17 protein-coding genes are annotated in these 17,240 nt (G+C 64.9%); 6 read left to right on the forward strand and 11 right to left on the reverse strand.

The features are described 5' to 3' along the window. Position 1: 1 nt before the first annotated feature. A complete protein-coding gene (locus tag JQ621_RS15490) occupies positions 2–2,464 on the reverse strand; it encodes a heavy metal translocating P-type ATPase (RefSeq protein ID WP_212235580.1) in 2,463 nt (820 codons plus the stop codon). Between the two features lie 50 nt (positions 2,465–2,514). Between JQ621_RS15490 and JQ621_RS15495 the strand changes: the two genes are divergently transcribed. Next, positions 2,515–2,790 (forward strand): metal-sensitive transcriptional regulator, encoded by a 276-nt coding sequence (locus JQ621_RS15495; protein WP_212235581.1) that lies wholly within the window; start codon positions 2,515–2,517, stop codon positions 2,788–2,790. A gap of 171 nt (positions 2,791–2,961) precedes the next feature. Here JQ621_RS15495 and JQ621_RS15500 read toward each other — a convergent pair whose 3' ends face one another. Then, positions 2,962–3,939, reverse strand: coding sequence for a YiiX/YebB-like N1pC/P60 family cysteine hydrolase (locus JQ621_RS15500; protein WP_212235582.1), 978 nt, complete (start codon positions 3,937–3,939; stop codon positions 2,962–2,964). Between the two features lie 186 nt (positions 3,940–4,125). On the opposite strand from JQ621_RS15500, the gene JQ621_RS15505 reads away from it, so the two are divergent. Then, positions 4,126–5,514 (forward strand): flavin monoamine oxidase family protein, encoded by a 1,389-nt coding sequence (locus JQ621_RS15505; RefSeq protein WP_212235583.1) that lies wholly within the window; start codon positions 4,126–4,128, stop codon positions 5,512–5,514. A 160-nt stretch (positions 5,515–5,674) separates the two neighbouring features. Here JQ621_RS15505 and JQ621_RS15510 read toward each other — a convergent pair whose 3' ends face one another. From JQ621_RS15510 to pheS, 4 genes are all read right to left on the reverse strand, one after another. Then, positions 5,675–6,445, reverse strand: a complete 771-nt coding sequence (locus tag JQ621_RS15510) for a sulfite exporter TauE/SafE family protein (protein ID WP_212235584.1) — start codon at positions 6,443–6,445, stop codon at positions 5,675–5,677. A gap of 55 nt (positions 6,446–6,500) precedes the next feature. Beyond that, positions 6,501–8,909, reverse strand: coding sequence for a phenylalanine--tRNA ligase subunit beta (gene pheT / locus JQ621_RS15515; RefSeq protein ID WP_212235585.1), 2,409 nt, complete (start codon positions 8,907–8,909; stop codon positions 6,501–6,503). Then, a complete protein-coding gene (locus tag JQ621_RS15520) occupies positions 8,906–9,352 on the reverse strand; it encodes an endonuclease domain-containing protein (protein WP_212235586.1) in 447 nt (148 codons plus the stop codon). The genes pheT and JQ621_RS15520 overlap by 4 nt, the downstream gene beginning before the upstream one ends. A 215-nt stretch (positions 9,353–9,567) precedes the next feature. Further along, the gene (pheS, locus tag JQ621_RS15525; protein ID WP_212235587.1) at positions 9,568–10,650 is read right to left on the reverse strand and encodes a phenylalanine--tRNA ligase subunit alpha; all 1,083 of its coding nucleotides are present in this window, start codon (positions 10,648–10,650) and stop codon (positions 9,568–9,570) included. Between the two features lie 152 nt (positions 10,651–10,802). On the opposite strand from pheS, the gene JQ621_RS15530 reads away from it, so the two are divergent. Further along, on the forward strand, positions 10,803–11,228 hold the full coding sequence (locus tag JQ621_RS15530; RefSeq protein WP_212235588.1) for a hypothetical protein: 426 nt from the start codon (positions 10,803–10,805) through the stop codon (positions 11,226–11,228). A gap of 8 nt (positions 11,229–11,236) precedes the next feature. Here the strand turns inward: JQ621_RS15530 and rplT are convergent, their stop codons facing one another. Together rplT and rpmI are read right to left on the reverse strand one after the other, a co-directional pair. Then, positions 11,237–11,596, reverse strand: a complete 360-nt coding sequence (rplT, locus tag JQ621_RS15535; RefSeq protein WP_027561620.1) for a 50S ribosomal protein L20 — start codon at positions 11,594–11,596, stop codon at positions 11,237–11,239. An 81-nt stretch (positions 11,597–11,677) separates the two neighbouring features. Next, positions 11,678–11,878, reverse strand: coding sequence for a 50S ribosomal protein L35 (gene rpmI, locus JQ621_RS15540; protein WP_007598540.1), 201 nt, complete (start codon positions 11,876–11,878; stop codon positions 11,678–11,680). Between the two features lie 273 nt (positions 11,879–12,151). Between rpmI and JQ621_RS15545 the strand changes: the two genes are divergently transcribed. Beyond that, positions 12,152–12,547 (forward strand): hypothetical protein, encoded by a 396-nt coding sequence (locus tag JQ621_RS15545; protein WP_212235589.1) that lies wholly within the window; start codon positions 12,152–12,154, stop codon positions 12,545–12,547. Between the two features lie 98 nt (positions 12,548–12,645). On the opposite strand, the gene infC is transcribed toward JQ621_RS15545, so the two are convergent. Then, complete coding sequence (infC, locus tag JQ621_RS15550) at positions 12,646–13,185, reverse strand: translation initiation factor IF-3 (RefSeq protein ID WP_212235745.1); 540 nt, start codon at positions 13,183–13,185, stop codon at positions 12,646–12,648. A gap of 251 nt (positions 13,186–13,436) precedes the next feature. Between infC and JQ621_RS15555 the strand changes: the two genes are divergently transcribed. Both JQ621_RS15555 and JQ621_RS15560 read left to right on the forward strand, forming a co-directional pair. Further along, entirely contained in the window at positions 13,437–14,237 is an 801-nt protein-coding gene (locus JQ621_RS15555; protein WP_212235590.1) for an alpha/beta hydrolase, read from the forward strand. A gap of 147 nt (positions 14,238–14,384) precedes the next feature. Next, positions 14,385–14,852: a nuclear transport factor 2 family protein gene (locus tag JQ621_RS15560; RefSeq protein WP_212235591.1), complete on the forward strand. Its 468-nt coding sequence runs from the start codon at positions 14,385–14,387 to the stop codon at positions 14,850–14,852. A 123-nt stretch (positions 14,853–14,975) separates the two neighbouring features. On the opposite strand, the gene JQ621_RS15565 is transcribed toward JQ621_RS15560, so the two are convergent. Beyond that, on the reverse strand, positions 14,976–15,776 hold the full coding sequence (locus JQ621_RS15565; RefSeq protein ID WP_212235592.1) for an acyl-CoA thioesterase domain-containing protein: 801 nt from the start codon (positions 15,774–15,776) through the stop codon (positions 14,976–14,978). Positions 15,777–16,005: 229 nt separating this feature from the next. Further along, entirely contained in the window at positions 16,006–17,163 is a 1,158-nt protein-coding gene (gene queG / locus JQ621_RS15570; RefSeq protein WP_249125313.1) for a tRNA epoxyqueuosine(34) reductase QueG, read from the reverse strand. Positions 17,164–17,240: the final 77 nt, after the last annotated feature.

Raw genomic sequence — 17,240 nt, forward strand, 5'->3', positions numbered from 1 at the left:
CTTACAGCCGCGTCGCGCGCAGCCGCAGCGCGTTGCCGACCACGCTCACCGAGGACAGCGCCATCGCGGCCGCCGCGATGATCGGCGACAGCAGTACGCCGAAGGCGGGATAGAGGATGCCGGCGGCGATCGGAATGCCGGCGGCGTTGTAGATGAAGGCGAAGAACAGGTTTTGCCTGATATTGTTCATCGTCGCCTGCGACAGTTTTCGCGCACGTACGATGCCGGTGAGGTCGCCCTTCAGCAGCGTAATGCCGGCGCTTTCCATCGCCACATCCGTGCCGGTGCCCATGGCGATGCCGACCTCGGCCGCCGCCAGCGCCGGCGCATCGTTGACGCCGTCGCCGGCCATCGCGACGCTACGGCCGGCCTTTTGCAGCTTCATCACCACTGCGCTCTTCTGGTCGGGCAGCACTTCGGCCTCGACATCGGCGATACCGAGCCTGCGCGCCACGGCTTCCGCCGTGGTGCGGTTGTCGCCGGTCAGCATGATGACTTTGATGCCCTCGGCGGCGAGCGCCTTCAGCGCCTCCGGGGTCGAGGCCTTGACCGGATCGGCGATCGCGAACAGACCGGCCAAGCTACCGTCAACGGCCATGTTGATGACGGTTGCGCCATCGCCGCGCAGGCGTTCGGCCTCGGCATCGAGCACCGTGGTGTCGATTCCGTTCGAAGCGAAATATCTGGCATTTCCAAGCACGATGCTCTTGCCATCGACCTTGCCGGAAGCGCCCTTGCCGGTCGGCGAATCGAACGCCTCGACCCGGCCGAGGGCGAGCTGCTTCTCCTTGGCGGCGCGCACGATCGCGTCGGCGAGCGGATGCTCGCTGGCGCGCTCGACGCTGGCGGCAAGCCTGAGAATGTCATCCTCGGCCAGACCAGCCGTCGGCACGATCGCGACCACCTTGGGCTTCCCCTCGGTCAGCGTACCGGTCTTGTCGACCACCAGCGTGTCGATTGCCTCCATCCGCTCCAGCGCTTCGGCATTCTTGATCAGAACCCCGGCCTGCGCGCCGCGACCGATGCCGACCATGATCGACATCGGGGTCGCGAGGCCCAGCGCGCACGGGCAGGCGATGATCAGCACGCTGACAGCGGCGACGAGGCCGAAGGCCAGGCGGGGCTCCGGCCCGAACCAGGTCCATGCAGCAAAGGCTGCGATGGCGACGGCGATCACCGTCGGCACGAACCAGCCGGCGACCTGGTCGGCCAGTCGCTGGATCGGCGCGCGCGAGCGCTGCGCGTCCGCGACCATCTGCACGATCTGCGACAACAACGTCTCGCGCCCGACCTTGTCGGCGCGCATGATGAAGCTGCCGGACTGGTTGAGCGTGCCGGCGATGACTTTTCCGCCGACGTCCCTGGTCACGGGCATGGATTCGCCTGTCACGAGGGATTCGTCGAGCGAGGAGCGCCCCTCGGTGATCACGCCGTCAACCGGCACCTTCTCGCCGGGACGAACCCGAAGGCTGTCGCCGGCATGAAGCGTGTCGATCTCGACCTCATGCTCGTTGCCATCGGCGTCGACGCGGCGCGCTGTCTTTGGGGCGAGCTGAAGCAGCGCCTTGATCGCGCCCGAGGTCGCCTCGCGTGCACGCAGCTCCAGCACCTGACCGAGCAGAACCAGGACGGTGATCACGGCGGCCGCTTCGAAATAAACGGCGACCGCGCCGTCATGGCCCCGGAAGGCCGCAGGGAAAATCTGCGGCGCGACGGTGCCGATCAGGCTGTAGACATAGGCAACCCCCGTGCCCATCGCGATCAGCGTGAACATGTTGAGGTTGCGCGTCAGCAGCGACTGCCAGCCGCGGACCAAAAACGGCCAACCGGCCCAGAACACGACGGGTGTCGCAACGACGAGCTGGATCCAGTTGGACAATGTCGGGTCGATCCAGTTGTGGGGGCCGGCGAGATGGCCGCCCATCTCCAGCACCACTGCCGGCAGCGCCAGCGCGCCGCCGATCCAGAATCGCCGCGTCATGTCCGCGAGCTCCGGATTGGGGCCGCTCTCCAGGCTCGCGACCTCCGGCTCCAGCGCCATGCCGCAGATCGGGCAGCTGCCGGGTCCGACCTGGCGGATCTGCGGATGCATCGGGCAGGTGTAGATCGTGCCCGCAGGCATTTCCGGCTCGGGCGCCTTCTCCTTGGTGAGGTACTTTGCGGGGTCGGCAGCGAATTTGGTGCGGCAGCCGGCCGAGCAGAAATGGAAGGTCTTGCCGTGATGGTCGAAGCGATGTTTCGAGGTCGCTGCATCGACCGTCATGCCGCAGACGGGGTCGAGAACCTTCGCGTCTGCTGCGCCATGGTCATGACTGGGATGGTGCGCGTGACCGGCATCGTCGCCGTGTCCGCCGCAGCAGGACGAGGCTGCAGGCTTGGGAGCAGGTGCTGTGGCCTCGGCCGAGCAGCCGCAGCCGGACTGCGTGTCCCCGTGATGATGATGGCTGTGGTCCGCGTCGCCCATTGCTGCACTCCGGCCTTGAAACCTATACCCGGTAGGGGTATATAGACCCCATGCGCAGGGACATCAAGGCATCCGTCGGAAAACGTCTCGGCCGGATCGAGGGCCAGGTTCGTGGCCTCTCGAAGATGGTCGAGGAGGACCGTTACTGCATCGACATCGTCACGCAGATCTCGGCGGTGCGCGCCGCGCTGCGCCGGGTCGAGGAAGAGGTCTTGAAGGATCACGTCGCCCATTGCGTCGAGCACGCCATTGCGAGCGGCGACAAGGCGGATCAGCGTGAGAAGATCGCGGAGCTGATGGCGGTGATCGGGCGGGCGGAGCGGTAGAGGTTCTTTGTCGTCCTGGCGAAGGCCAGGACCCATACCGCGGAATCTATCGATGGCGCTCGATAGTTGTACCGAACGACAAGTCTTCGCCAAACCAAGTCTTGGGGGCAAACCAAGTCTTGGGGGAATGGGTCCTGGCTTTCGCCAGGACGACGCTGGTGGTTAGCGGGGCTACGCGGCGACCTCGCACGCGTCTCCGCGGCGCGCGCGGTATGCCGCGAGTTCATTCAGCAGCACGAAATGCTCGGAGAAGGTGGCGCACATCTCTTGAGCCGCCTCACGCATCATTTGTTCAGTCGGAACTTCAGCCGGCGCTTCTTCGTCAGCCGCTTCAGGAACGAGCGGCGGCGAACGGAGCGTTTCTGGAAACACACCGAATGAGCCCGCTACCTCCTCGAGCGGCTTTTGCTTGTCGGCCCAGTGCAAGGCTGTGTAGTCGAACCCGTGCACGATGGTGGGTTTGACGACTTCGAAATAGGGCGAGATGTCGAAGTCGCGGGGCATGTAGAGCGAGGAGTCGCGAATGTGCAGGATCTCGCGGCGCGCGGCGCGGCTGCCGGCCTTGGTGATCTTCGGCAGGATCGGGTAGCGCACGGCGTCGAAGGCCTGCGCAATCAGCGCCGAGCAGATGATCTTGGTTGGATCGCCCGAGCCGAGCGCGATCATGCGCCGCCGCCAGCGCTGCGGCACCGGCAACGGGACCAGGAAGCGCATCAGGTCGATGATGTTCTTGGTGTCGTAGCCGAAGCCGATGCGGTTGATCGCATATCGGCATACCGTGATGCGGTCCTCGTAGGATAGCCCGACCGGACGGCAGATGCGGGTGTGATAGGGGAAATATTTCGACAGCGGCGCGGAGGTGACGCCCTCGCCGATATTGGCTTCGATCAGCACATGCGGCTCGCCGTCGGGCTCGACCGCACCTTCGACCGGACCGACATAGAGCGCGGCATGCGACCAGGTCGACTGCGTCAGATATTTGATGATGCCGGAGATGCGGTTGTTGCCCTCGACCAGCATGACGTCGCCGGGCTGGATCACGCCGCGGAGGTGCTCGGGGTCGCTCGGCGTGAACGGCTCGTAGCCCGGCACCTCTTTCGAGAGGTACGCGGCTATCACCTTGCCAACTGAATCTAGGACTGTCCCCATGAACTCCCCCGGGCCTTTCTGGCCGTCTTTTTTCCATCTGTATCATGGTCGAAAGCCGTTGCAATTCGGTTCATGGCCCTGTGACTTCAAGCACGATTGATTCACCATGATGGTTGCTGCGCAACATCAGATGCGGCAAGGTTCACCGGCCGTTCCCTTTCGTCGCAAGTCCCCGGAAACCATGACATGACAATCACGCGCCGCAGCTTCCTATCGGCGTCGGCGGCCCTTGCTGCAGCGCCGGTGCTGCGAGCAACGGCCGCGCCCTTGCCACGTGAGGCTGACATTGTCGTGATCGGTGCGGGAGCGGCCGGCATCGCTGCAGCGCGGCGCGTCATGGCGGCCAATCGCAAGGTGGTGGTTGTGGAGGCGGCGTCGCAGATCGGCGGGCGCTGCATCACTGATAGCACCACCTTCGACGTGCCGTTCGATCGCGGCGCACGCTGGATGCACAATCCCGACACCAACCCGATGATCCGGCTCGCGCGCAACGCCGGGCTCGATGTGGCGCCCGCGCCCTCGGGCCAAAAGATGCGCATCGGCCGCCGCAATGCGCGCGCGGGCGAGACCGAAGAATTTCTCGCGGCTCTGGTACGCGCCAACCGGGCCATCGACGAGGCTTCGCGCGGCAAGCTCGATACGTCCTGTGCGTCGGTCCTGCCGAAAGAGCTCGGCGATTGGGCGGGCGCGGCCGAGTTCGTGCTCGGTGCGAGCTTTGCGGGCAAGGATCTGAAGGAGCTGTCGGCGATCGACAAGTCGCGCGCGCAGGATCGCAATTCTCCGATCGCCTGCCGCCAGGGTCTCGGCACGCTGATCGCCAAGCTCGGCGAGCAGGCGCCAACAGTGCTTTCGACGCCGGCAAGCCGGATTGTCTGGAGCAATCGCGATGTCAGCGTGGAGACACAAGCCGGCAAGATCGCCGCGCGCGCCGCCATCGTCACGGTCTCGACCAATGTGCTCATGAGCGGCGCGATCAAGTTCGCGCCCGATATCCCCAAGCGCACGCTCGATGCGGCCTCAAAGCTCACGCTCGGCAGCTACGATCACATCGTGCTGCAGCTGCCGGGCAATCCGCTCGGCCTGTCGCGCGACGACATCCTGATCGAGCAGAGCAATTCGACGCGCACCGCGCTGATGTACGCCAACATCGGCGGATCCTCGCTGTGCTCGATCGACGTCGGCGGCTCGTTCGGCCGCGACCTCTCGGCGCAGGGCGAGGCTGCGATGACGGCCTTTGCGAAGGAATGGATCTCGAAGCTGTTCGGCAGCGAAGCGGCGGCCGTCGTGAAGAAGACCGCCGTGACGCGCTGGAACGCCTCGCCCTTCGTGATGGGTGCGATGTCGGCGGCCTCGCCCGGCGGACAGCTCTCGCGGAAAATCCTGACCGAACCGATTGGCAATGTGTTCCTCGCCGGCGAAGCCACGCATGAGACGTTGTGGGGCACGGTCGATGGCGCCTGGGACAGCGGCGAGCGCGCCGCTGACGCCGCGCTCCGCAAGATCGGTGCGCTGAAGGACGAGCCGGCCGACGTGCCGACGCAATCGACGAAGCGGCGGCGTGCGCCGCGGCAGTGAGGCGAACGAGCCGCGACAAACTCCGCTGTCGTCCCGGCGAAGGCCGGGACCCATACTCCGCAGCAATAGTTTTGCGAGGACTCGGAGTTGCCGGGTCGCTCAACAAGAGCCGACCGGGGTTATAGGTCCCGGCCTTCGCCGGGACGACTCGTGGAGCGAGTCAGCGCAACACCGCGTCCAGCACCGGCAGCCCGGTGATCACAGCGATCGCGATCAGGGCATAGCAGATCCTGCGGAAGATCGTTTCGCTGGCGCGGCCGAACAACGATGCGCCGAAGGCGACGCCAAGCGCGTAGACCGGACCGACTATCAGCGAAAGCGCCAGCGATTCGCGGCTGATCAGGCCTGTGGTGGTGTAGCTGACCATCGAGAACAGATCGGAAGCGCCGAAGAACAGCACGATGTTGGCGCGCGCCACGATAGGGGCGATGGGACGGCCGAGCCAGTAGCCGACGATCGGCGGCCCGCCGGTCTGCGCCAGTCCGCTGCAGAAGCCAGAGAGGCCGCCGATGCCGACCGAGAGCCAAACGTGATCCTTGCCGCGATAGCGCCAGCCCGATAGCAGCAACAGAAGCAGCGCGGCGACGAAGCAGGAGATGATCCAGCGCGTGGTGACGGGATCGAGCACGCTGAGGAAATAGGTGCCGACGGGCACGCCGACCAGCGCGCCCAGCACGATCACGGCGGTCGCCTTGCGATCGGCCTTACGCCACGCGTCGGGGAGCAGCGGCGCGGCGGCGACGAAATCGATGACAAGCAGCAGGGCGGCGACCAGCCGCGGACCCGCGACGCTGCTCGCGAGCGGCATGAAGATCAGTGCCGCGCCGAAGCCCGAGAAGCCGCGCGCGGTGCCCGAAACGAAAGCGATGGCGCAGAGCGCCATCGCAATGGTGAGGCTGACATCCTTGGGGAGGGAGTCTGTGAGCGTCATGCTCTATGTCTCGTGAGCATGACGTGGTCCGAAAACCGCTTCACACCTTTCGGCGTCATGCTCGCAACGTGCCGCCAGTCTTCTTCGTGACCTCGGCCACGATCTTCGCGGCCACGGCCTCGATCTCCTGATCGGTCAGCGTCTTCTCGCGCGGCTGGATCGTCACCGCGATGCCAACAGACTTCTTGCCGTCGTCGATGCCCTTGCCCTCATAGACGTCGAACACGTTGACGCCGGTGATCAGCTTCTTGTCGACGCCCTGCGCGGCACGCACGATCTCGCCCGCCTTGACGCCACGGTCGACGATGAAGGCGAAGTCGCGCGACACCGGCTGGAACGCGGAGAGTTCGATCAACGGCTTGGCGCGCGTCGGCTTCTTCTTCGCCTCCGGAATGCGATCGAGTGTCACCTCGAACACGACAAGCGGGCCATCGGCGCCGAGGGCCTCGAGCGCGCGCGGATGCATCTCGCCGAAAGTGCCGAGCACGTTCTGTGGCCCGATCTGGATCGTGCCGGAGCGACCCGGATGCAGCCAGGCGGGACCGCCGGCGACGATCTGCAGCGCCTGCATCGGCGCGCCCGCCGCAGCCAGCACCGCGAGCGCATCGGCCTTCGCGTCAAACACGTCGGCCTGCGCCGAGCCCGACCAATGCCGCCCCAATCCTTCGCCCGACGCAAGGCCGCGGCGCACGCCGCTCGCGGCCATGAACTGATCCTGCGGACGATCGCCCTTGAAGACCTGGCCGACCTCGAACAACGCGACGTCCCCATAGCCACGATCGGCATTGGCCTGCGCGGCTGCGACGAGGCCCGGCAGCAGGCTCGGCCGCATGTCGGAGAGATCGGCGGCGATCGGGTTGGCGACTTCGAGTTCGCGCTGGCCGCCGCCGAACAGTTGGGCGGCAGGCTTCGTGATGAACGACCACGTCACGGCCTCGACCATGCCGCGGCTCGCGAGCGCGCGCCGCGCACGGCGGGTTCGCAGCTGCAGCGGTGTCAGCACCGACTTGCGCGCATCCTCGCCGCGCTCGAATGGCGTCATCGGCACCTTGTCGACGCCGTAGATGCGGACGACTTCCTCGACGATGTCGGCCTTGCCATGCACGTCCGAGCGCCACGACGGCACCGCGACCTTCACCACCGGGCCAGGACCCGCCATCATGAAGCCGAGACGGGTTAGGATGAGCTTCATCTCGACCTGCGGCACCTCGATGCCGGAGAGACGCTTCACCTCGGTGAGCGGGAAATCGATGATGCGGTCGTCGCCGAACGCGTTGCCGACGACGACGTTCTCGGACGGGGTGCCGCCGCACATCTCCATCACCAGCCTGGTCGCGAGCTCGAGGCCCGGTACCATGAAGGCCGGATCGACGCCGCGCTCGAAGCGGTAGCGCGCATCGGAGTTGATGCCGAGCTTGCGGCCGGTCTGGGCGATATTGATCTCGTTCCACAACGCCGATTCGATCAGCACGTCGGTGGTGTTCTCGTCGCAGCCCGAGGCCTCGCCGCCCATGATGCCGGCGAGCGATTCGACGCCGTCCTCGTCGGCGATCACGCAGATCGAGGGATCGAGATTGTAGGCGCGGCCGTCGAGCGCGAGCAGTGCCTCGCCTTCGCGGGCTCGGCGCACGACCAGATTGCCCTTCACCTTGCCGGCGTCGAACACGTGCAGCGGGCGTGCGCGGTTGTAGGTCATGAAGTTGGTGATGTCGACCAGCGCGTTGATCGGGCGCAGTCCGATCGCGGTCAGCCGCTTCTGCAGCCATTCCGGCGACGGGCCGTTCTTCACGCCGCGCACGAGGCGCAGGGCGAAGCCCGGACACAGCGCGGGGTCCTCGACCGTGACCTTCACCGGGCAGGGGAATTCACCCTTGATCGGCTTGATGGCCGGGTCCTTGAACTTGCCCATGTCCGCAGCGGCGAGATCGCGTGCGATGCCGTGCACGCCGGTGCAGTCCTGGCGGTTCGGCGTCAGATTGATCTCGATCACGGGATCGCCGAGCGCGGCCCATTCGGCGTAAGCGGTGCCAACAGGCGCATCCGCCGGCAACTCCATGATCCCGTCATGGTCGTTGGAGATCTGCAGCTCCGCTGCCGAGCACAGCATGCCGCGGCTCTCGACGCCGCGGATGGTGCCGACGCCCAGCGTGATGTCCTTGCCTGGAATGTAGGTGCCGGGCGGGGAGAACACGCTGACGAGCCCGGCGCGCGCATTCGGCGCGCCGCACACGACCTGCACCGGCGCGCCGCCGTCGCCGGTGTCGACCATGCAGACGCGCAGGCGATCGGCATTCGGATGCTGCTCGGCCGAGATCACCCTTGCGATCGTGAAGGGCTTGAGCGCCTTCGCCTTGTCCTCGATGGTCTCGACCTCGAGCCCGATCATGGTGAGCTTGTCGGCGAGCCTTTCCAGCGGCTCGTCGGTGTCGAGATGATCCTTCAGCCAGGAGAGGGTGAATTTCATGGCTGCTTTTTCTCCACGGAGACGGTCTGCTCCCTCTCCCGCTTGCGGGGGAGGGTTGGGGTGGGGGCTCTCTCCGCGACGGTGGTCGCGATTGTTTCGAGAACGCCGGCACGGTTGGTCATGACATCGATATTGCTGAAGCGAAGGACCTTGAAGCCCTTCGCTTCAATCGCAGCGGATCGCCGTGCATCTGCGCGCTCGCCCTCATCAGAAAAATGCTGGCCGCCATCAAGTTCGATGACGAGCTTCGCCGCGTGGCAGATGAAATCGGCGACGTAGCGTTCGATCGGCACTTGGCGGCGAAAAATCACATCGTTCAATCGGCCGGCACGGAGCTCCGACCAGAGGATACGCTCTGCGTCGGTCGAATTGCGTCTGAGTGTGCGCGCGTTGGCTCGCAGCTTGGCGGGCACTTTCCAGCCCGGATGTTCAGGATCGACCATTGGTAATCCCATTGAGGAGACACTCTCACCCCAACCCTCCCCCGCAAGCGGGGGAGGGGGTCCGACCTGTCGTGCGGACAAAGGGTGCGGATCCACACGGAGAGCGCCACACGCTCGCTCTATCCATTCCCTGCCCCGCTTGCGGGGGAGGGGCAGGGAGAGGGTTGTCTCCGCAAAGGGAACGGAGAGAGTCTCCGTATGGCCGATCACTGCCATCACGAGCTCAGCCCGCCCGCCAGGGTCGGCACTTCGAGCGGCTTGAAGCCGTAATGGCTCAGCCAGCGGACGTCGCTGTCGAACAGCTGGCGCAGGTCGGCGATGCCGTATTTCAGCATGGCGATGCGGTCGATGCCCATGCCCCAGGCAAAGCCCTGGTACTCGTCGGGATCGATGCCGCAGGCGCGCAGCACGTTCGGATGCACCATGCCGCAGCCGAGAATCTCGAGCCAGTCCTCGCCCTCGCCGAAGCGGATCTCGCCCTTGTCGCGGCGGCACTGGATGTCGACTTCCAGCGACGGCTCCGTGAACGGGAAGAACGACGGGCGGAAGCGCATGTTGATGTGGTCGACCTCGAAGAACGCCTTGCAGAACTCGTGCAGGATCCATTTGAGGTGGCCGAGATGCGAATGCTTGTCGATGACGAGGCCTTCGACCTGGTGGAATTGCGGCGTGTGGGTTGCATCCGAATCGATGCGGTAGGTGCGGCCCGGACAGATCACGCGGATCGGCGGCTTCTGGCTCAGCATCGTGCGCACCTGCACCGGCGAGGTGTGGGTCCGGAGCAGCATGCGCGAGCCGTCCTCCTTCGGATGGAAGAAGAACGTGTCGTGCATCTCGCGCGCCGGATGGCCTTCCGGGAAATTCAGCTTGGTGAAGTTGTAGTCGTCGGTCTCGATGTCAGGACCTTCGGCGACGGAGAAACCCATGTCGGCGAAGATCGTGGTCAGCTCGTCCCAGACCTGGCTCAGCGGATGGATGCGGCCGGCATCGGTCGCGGTATCGCGCAGAGGCAGCGTGACGTCGACGGTTTCGGCCGCGAGCCGCGCATCGAGCGCGGCAGACTTCAACACCTCGCGCCGTGCGGCGAGGGCCTCGGTGACCTTGTCCTTGGCCTGGTTGATCGCCGCGCCCTGCGTCTTGCGCTCGTCGGGCGACATCTTGCCGAGCGTGGCGAGCAGCGCCGAGATCGAGCCCTTCTTGCCGAGGGCCGCGACGCGCACGGCTTCGAGCGCGGCTTCATCGCCGGCGGCGGCGATCTGGTCGAGGATGGATGTTTCGAGCGTTGCGAGGTCGGACACGGTCAAATCCTTGGCTCTAAATTCGGCTGGGTTGTCGCCGCCAGAAGGGCGTAACGTCAAGCAAAAAGCCGGTCATTTCGCGCCTCCGAGCGGCTGGGTTGAACCTCGCGCGGGGGCCGGGCACCAAGACAGGATACGAGGAGACCCTTGCGATGCTTTCGAGATGCTACCGTGCTGCTTCCCTGGCCGCTGCTTCCATCGTCCTGTCGCTCGCCACGACGCCGGCGCGCGCCATGGTCTGCATGGACACATCCATGACGCTGGACGAGGTCGTTGACACCATCAGCGCCCAGAAGAGCTGCGACAGCGCGATGAAGGTCTTCAAGGATTGCGCACTGACGGCGAGCGGAGACGTCGAACTCGGTGCCGCGGTCGAAAAGAAATGCGAGGCCGACTTCAAGCCCGGCCTCAACGCGTCGCAGAACCAGGCCTACAAGCGTGAGATGCACGCATGCGACATCAAGTACCGGAACAAGTCCGGCACCATGTATCTGTCGTTCGCGGCATTCTGCCGGGCGGAGGTCGCCCAGCGTTATTCTGAGCGCGCGCTGAAGGCCGCGGGCCATAAGGCCCGCTAGCGCGAGCCTCAGGCAGCCAGAGCGGCCTTGGCCTTCTCGGCGATCGCCTGGAATGCCGCGGGCTCGCTGATCGCGAGATCCGACAGGACCTTGCGGTCCACCGTGATCCCGGACTTGGCCATGCCGTCGATAAATCGGCTGTAGGTCAGGCCGAACGGACGAACGGCAGCATTGATGCGCTGGATCCAGAGAGCGCGGAAGGTGCGCTTCTTACGCTTGCGGTCGCGGAAGGCGTATTGCTGGGCCTTTTCCACGGCCGGCTTGGCGGCGCGGATGGTGTTCTTGCGGCGGCCGTAGAAACCCTTGGCGGCCTTGTAGACTTTCTTGTGCTTGGCGTGGGCGGTCACACCGCGTTTGACGCGAGACATGACAGAAATCCTTCGAAAGATGACTTTGTTTTCGGATCGCCGCGAACGACGCGGCGCGTATGGCGATGATTTTCGACGCGATCAGGCGTTCGGCAAGAAGTACTTCTTGACGTTGTCGCCGTCGGTCTTGAACAGCACGGCCGTGCCGCGCAGCTGACGGATCTGCTTCTTCGTCCGCTTGATCATGCCGTGACGCTTGCTGCGATGAGCGAACATCACTTTGCCGGTGGCAGTCACCTTGAAGCGCTTTTTAGCGCCCGATTTGGTCTTCAGCTTGGGCATTTGGCTCTCCTAATGGCCAACGAAATCCGCCCGCGAAGGCGGCGTGGCCGTCAAAAATGCTCGTTAGAGCGTTGATTGTGCTCAGGTTTTACGAACAAGCGCGAAACCCGCACGGAACACCGCCACGGCAGCCCTTAATCAGCCGGGCGATGAAGGCCGGGCTTATGACAGAGAACGGGCGAATTGGCAACGATGAACCGGCGGAACCTGGTCCCCGACTATTCGGAGTTGCTAGCATCCTCGTCACGTCGTCCCGTTCGGAGCAGGACCAAAATGGCCCATTTTCCTCGATCTCTTTTGTCCGTCTTCACCCGTCCGCGCCATCTGGCGCTGCTTGCCGTGCTTGCCGCCGCTATCCCTTCGACCGCCGATGCCCGTATCGGCAGTTATGACGGCGTCTGGAATGTCACCTTTGCCACCACCCGCGGCAATTGCAGCTCGGGCTATAGCGTTCCCTTCACCGTCACCGGTAACCGGGTCTCGTCCGCCGGCGGTGGCCGTGTGTCCGGGACCGTCAATCGTGCTGGGGCCGTCGCAGTCGAAGTGTCAGTCGGCGCCTCCCACGCCAGCGGCGGCGGCCGTCTCGGCGGCGCGGCAGGTGCCGGTTCCTGGAGAGGCATCATTTCCGGCGACCGCTGCAGCGGCACCTGGCAGGCGACGAGGAGCTAGTTGTCGCCAGGACGGCGGTGCCTTTGGCTGCATCTCAACAAAACGGCCCGCCGGAGATCCAGACGGGCCGTTGAAATTTCAGCTTTGGCGGGCAGGCGTCAGCGCGGTGCCAGGACCATGACGACCTGGCGGCCCTCGAAACGGGCGTCCTGCTCGACCTTGGCGAGCTCGGCGACGTCGGTCTTGATCTTGTCCAGCAGCTTGGTGCCGATCTCCTGGTGCGCCATTTCGCGGCCGCGGTAGCGCAGGGTGATCTTGACCTTGTCGCCTTCTTCGAAGAACCGCAGCATCGCACGCATCTTCACGTCGTAATCGTGGTCGTCGATCATCGGACGGAGCTTGATCTCCTTGATCTCGACGGTCTTCTGCCGCTTGCGGGCTTCGGCGGCTTTCTTCTGGGCGGAATACTTATATTTCCCGTAGTCCATGATCTTGCAGACGGGAGGGCTGACATTTGGCGAGATCTCGACGAGATCCATGCCGGCTTCCTGGGCCATCTTGATGGCGAGCATCGTCTCGACCGTGCCCTTGTTGTCACCGGTCTGATCGATCAGCTGGATCTGCGCGTTGCGAATATCATCATTGATGCGCGGCCCGTCTTTGGCGGAAGGGGCCGGGGCTCTATTGGGACGGCGAATGGGTGGTTCTCCAAAGTTGTGAAAGCAAGCAGCTATTTTGCAGGAAGATGCCGATGCCGGCAAGCAAGTCGCTCGTGCGAGAAGCGAAAAACCCTCAAATGCGAGACATTTTGGTCACGCCCATCGGCACGGTGCTCGACATAGACACCTTGCCCGTGTTCCGCAAGCGTCCCAAAGGGCCAATACCGATATAGGGTTGCTTCGCGGGACATGCTGCGACCATCAAACCCCACAGCAAGAGTAAACGTTCCATGACCTCAGCAATTCCCGATGCCGTGCTCGATTTCATCGATGTTGGCGAGGGGCCATCGGCACGCAGGATCGCGGTGCGTCACCGTGGCGGCCAAGGATCGGGTCAAGAGCCCGGGCTTGTCTGGCTCGGGGGCTTCAAGTCGGACATGCAGGGTGGCAAGGCGGTGGCGCTGGACGGCTGGGGCGGCGAACATGGCCGCGCCGTGGTCCGGTTCGACTATTCCGGCCATGGTGAATCCAGCGGCGAATTTGCCGACGGAACCATCGGCCGCTGGCTCGAGGATAGCGTCGCGGTGTTCGAGCGGTTTTGCAGCGGTCCGCAGATTTTGATCGGCTCCTCGATGGGCGGCTGGATGGCGCTGCTGCTCGCGCGCGAGATCAAGAAGCGTTCCGGGAAGGCGTCGCTCGCGGGCCTGGTGCTGATCGCGCCGGCGCCCGACTTCACCGAAGAGCTGATGTGGAAGAGGTTCTCGCCCGAAGTGAAGCAGGAGATCGAGACCAAGGGCTTTTGGCTGCGGCCGTCCGAATATGGCGACGGCTCGCCGTATCCGATCACGCGCAAGCTGATCGAGGAAGGACGCAACCATCTCGTGCTCGGCAACGCCATCGATCTTGGCTGCCCCGTCCGCATTCTGCAAGGCGCGCAGGATCCCGACGTGCCCTGGCAGCATGCGTTTGCGCTGACGCATCGCCTGCCGGCCGACGACGTCGTGCTCACCCTGATCCAGGACGGCGACCATCGACTGTCCCGCCCGCAGGACATCGCGCGCATTCTTGCAGCGGTGGCGGAGATCGGGTGACGTGTTGCCTAGCACTCGCCGTCATCGCCCGACTTGATCGGGCGTTTCAGCATTCAGAGGCAGCCGTGTTTGAGCCGGGAAGCCGCGGCGTACTGGATGCCCCGGTCAAGCCGGGGCATGACGGAGAACGGGGAAGGAGAAACGCCAATGACCACCACCGCCATGCTGCGTGCCTTCTGCGATGCCGTCGAGCAGCGCAACGGCCGCGCCTTTGCTGGTCTCTTCACGGAAGACGGCATTTATCACGACGTGTTCTATGGGGCGTTCGAGGGACGCGAAAGAATAGCAGCGATGGTCGACGACTGGTTCTATCGCACAGCGACCGATTTCCGCTGGGACATGCACGATCCCGTCACCGACGGCACCACGCTCTACGCGCGCTACACCTTCAGCTACACGTCAACCCTGCCCGAAGCGAACGGCGCCCGGGCGATGTTCGAAGGCGTTGCGATCATGACGCTGCGCGATGGCAAGATCGTCAGCTATCGCGAGGTTGCCAACACCGCGCCCGCGTTCGTCGATCTGAAGTTCGCGCCGGAGCGCATCGCGAAGATCGTCGGCAAGCAGGGCGCGGAGTTGAAGGCGCGGCCGGAGATGCAGCGGCATCTGGTGTAGGTCTCTCCTCTCGTCATTCCGGGGCGCGCCGCTTGGCGCGAGCCCGGAATCCATCGGGCGTCAGAACGAGAGGCAGCATGGATTCCGGGCTCGTGCTACGCACGCCCCGGAATGTCGGGGGGGCTACGGCGCCGCCGGCTTCGCCATCGGCTTGCGCTGTGCCAGCGCGGCGACCGTCGCGGTGCCGATCGGGCCCTGCTCGTCGTAGAGCCAGCATTCGCCGATGGCGACGCCGTCGGTGGCCTGGTGGTTCACCACGTCGAACCCGATCCAGTTCGTCACCGGCAAACGATGCAGATAGATCGTCACGTCGCTGTTGATGTAGCCGAGCCCCTTGTCGCCGGCATTGGCGAACGGGCTGGCGAAGTCGGCACCAACTGCGACATGCACAAACGGCGTCATCGGGACATCGGCGACGAGCTCGCGCACCTCGCTCATCCAGAGTCGGCGCGGACCGAGCGAGCCCATATGGCCGACGATGGGGCGCGTCGTCCATTTGCCGTTCATGCCGAGTCTGGGGTCGGTCGGCTTTGGAATGTCCGATGGCTTCGGCACGTCCCAGTTCGGTGGCGACCAGACATTGCCGTCAGGGTTTTGCGTTCGCCGCAACAGCTGGCAGGAGGCGCGCGCCATGCTGACGCCACCGGAGAGAAACTCTGCCTCGACCACGCGGATGCGCAGGCCGTCGCGTACCAGCCGCGTCCTGACCTCGATCGGCTTGTCGATGGTCGGCAGCCGAAACATGTCGACCGTCAACCGTGCCGGCACGAACTCGGGACCGGAATGGCGCTCCTCGATGGCGAAGCCGAGCAGGCCGACGATGACGCGTCCGTGCAGCGATTTCGGATCCCAGGGGCCGTTGGCCACTTCCGTCGGATGGAATGTATCGCCGTCGCGGGTGAAGAAAGGCATCATGTTTGTCATGGCGCGCGACTTTGCGGGAACGCGCAGGGAAATCAAGTGTCGCCACAACAACCGCTGTCATCGCCCGGCTTGACCGGGCGATCCAGTACTCCGAGGCAGCAGTGATCGAATCGAAGCGCCGCGGCGTACTGGATCCTCCGCTTGCCGCCTCGCTAAAGCTTCGGCGCTCCCAGACCTTAACCTCGGCGAAGCCTTGGCGTAGCCAGGTCGCTGGGAATGACACCGAGGGTCAGGAGACGGTTTGCCACTCCTCGCGCACGCTCACGTCACGCTCGTTGCAGATCGCGGCGCTCTTCATCGCCTCAAACTCATCCCGCGGCACCAACTGCCCCAACGCCCACACCGCGGCTCCACGCACCAGCGGGCTCGCATCATCGAGCAACCGCCGCGCTTCCTCGGCCAGCGTCGCCTCACCGGAGTTGCCGATCGCAATCAGCACATTCCGCAAGAAGCGGTCGCGGCCGATTCGCTTCACCGGAGACTTCGTGAACAGCGCGCGGAATGCCGCATCATCCAGCCGCGCGAGCTCGGCCAGCTCAGGGCCGCGCAATTCATCGCGCGCGGCAAGCTTTGCTTCACGTCCCTGCTGCGCAAACTTGTTCCAGGGGCATGCCGCCAGACAGTCATCGCAGCCGTAGATGCGGTTGCCGATGGCCTTGCGGAATTCCTGCGGGATCGGACCCTTGTTCTCGATCGTGAGATACGAGATGCAGCGCCGCGCATCGAGCCTGTAGGGCGCGGGAAACGCCGAGGTCGGGCAGATGTCGAGGCAGGCCCGGCACGAACCGCAATGGTCGATCTCGGCAACGTCGCGCGGCAGGTCGAGCGTGGTGTAGATCGCGCCGAGAAACAGCCAGGAGCCGAACTCGCGCGAGACGAGGTTGGTGTGCTTGCCCTGCCAGCCGAGATGTGCGGCCTGCGCGAGCGGCTTCTCCATCACCGCTGCGGTGTCGACGAACACCTTGACTTCGCTCGGCGCAGTCGCGACCAGCCAGCGCGCCAGTGCCTTCAGTCGTTTCTTGATGACGTCGTGATAATCGTCGCCCTGTGCGTAGACCGAGATCGCGGCGCGCGTGCGCTGCTTCAGGATCGCGAGCGGATCGGAATCGGGGCCGTAATTGACGCCGAGCATGATGACCGAGCGCACATCGGCCCACAGCCCGCGTGGATCGACGCGGCGCTCCGGCTGGCTGGCGAGCCAGTCCATGTCGCCATGTCCGCCCGATGCGATGAATTCGAGGAAATGCGCGCCGGCCTTCTCGATCGTGCCTGATACGGTGACGCCGATGCAGTCGAAGCCGAGCGCGCGCGCCTCGCGCGCCAGCGCCGCACGTAGCTCAACGGTCCCGGAGTTGGATCTGATCACTGCTGCATCCAAGTTCGTCATGGCCGGGCTTGTCCCGGCCATCCACGTCTTGCGGCGCATTCACATAGGCAGGAAGAACGTGGATGCCCGGGACGAGC

This window comes from Bradyrhizobium manausense, from assembly GCF_018129685.1.
Taxonomy (GTDB): domain Bacteria; phylum Pseudomonadota; class Alphaproteobacteria; order Rhizobiales; family Xanthobacteraceae; genus Bradyrhizobium; species Bradyrhizobium manausense_D.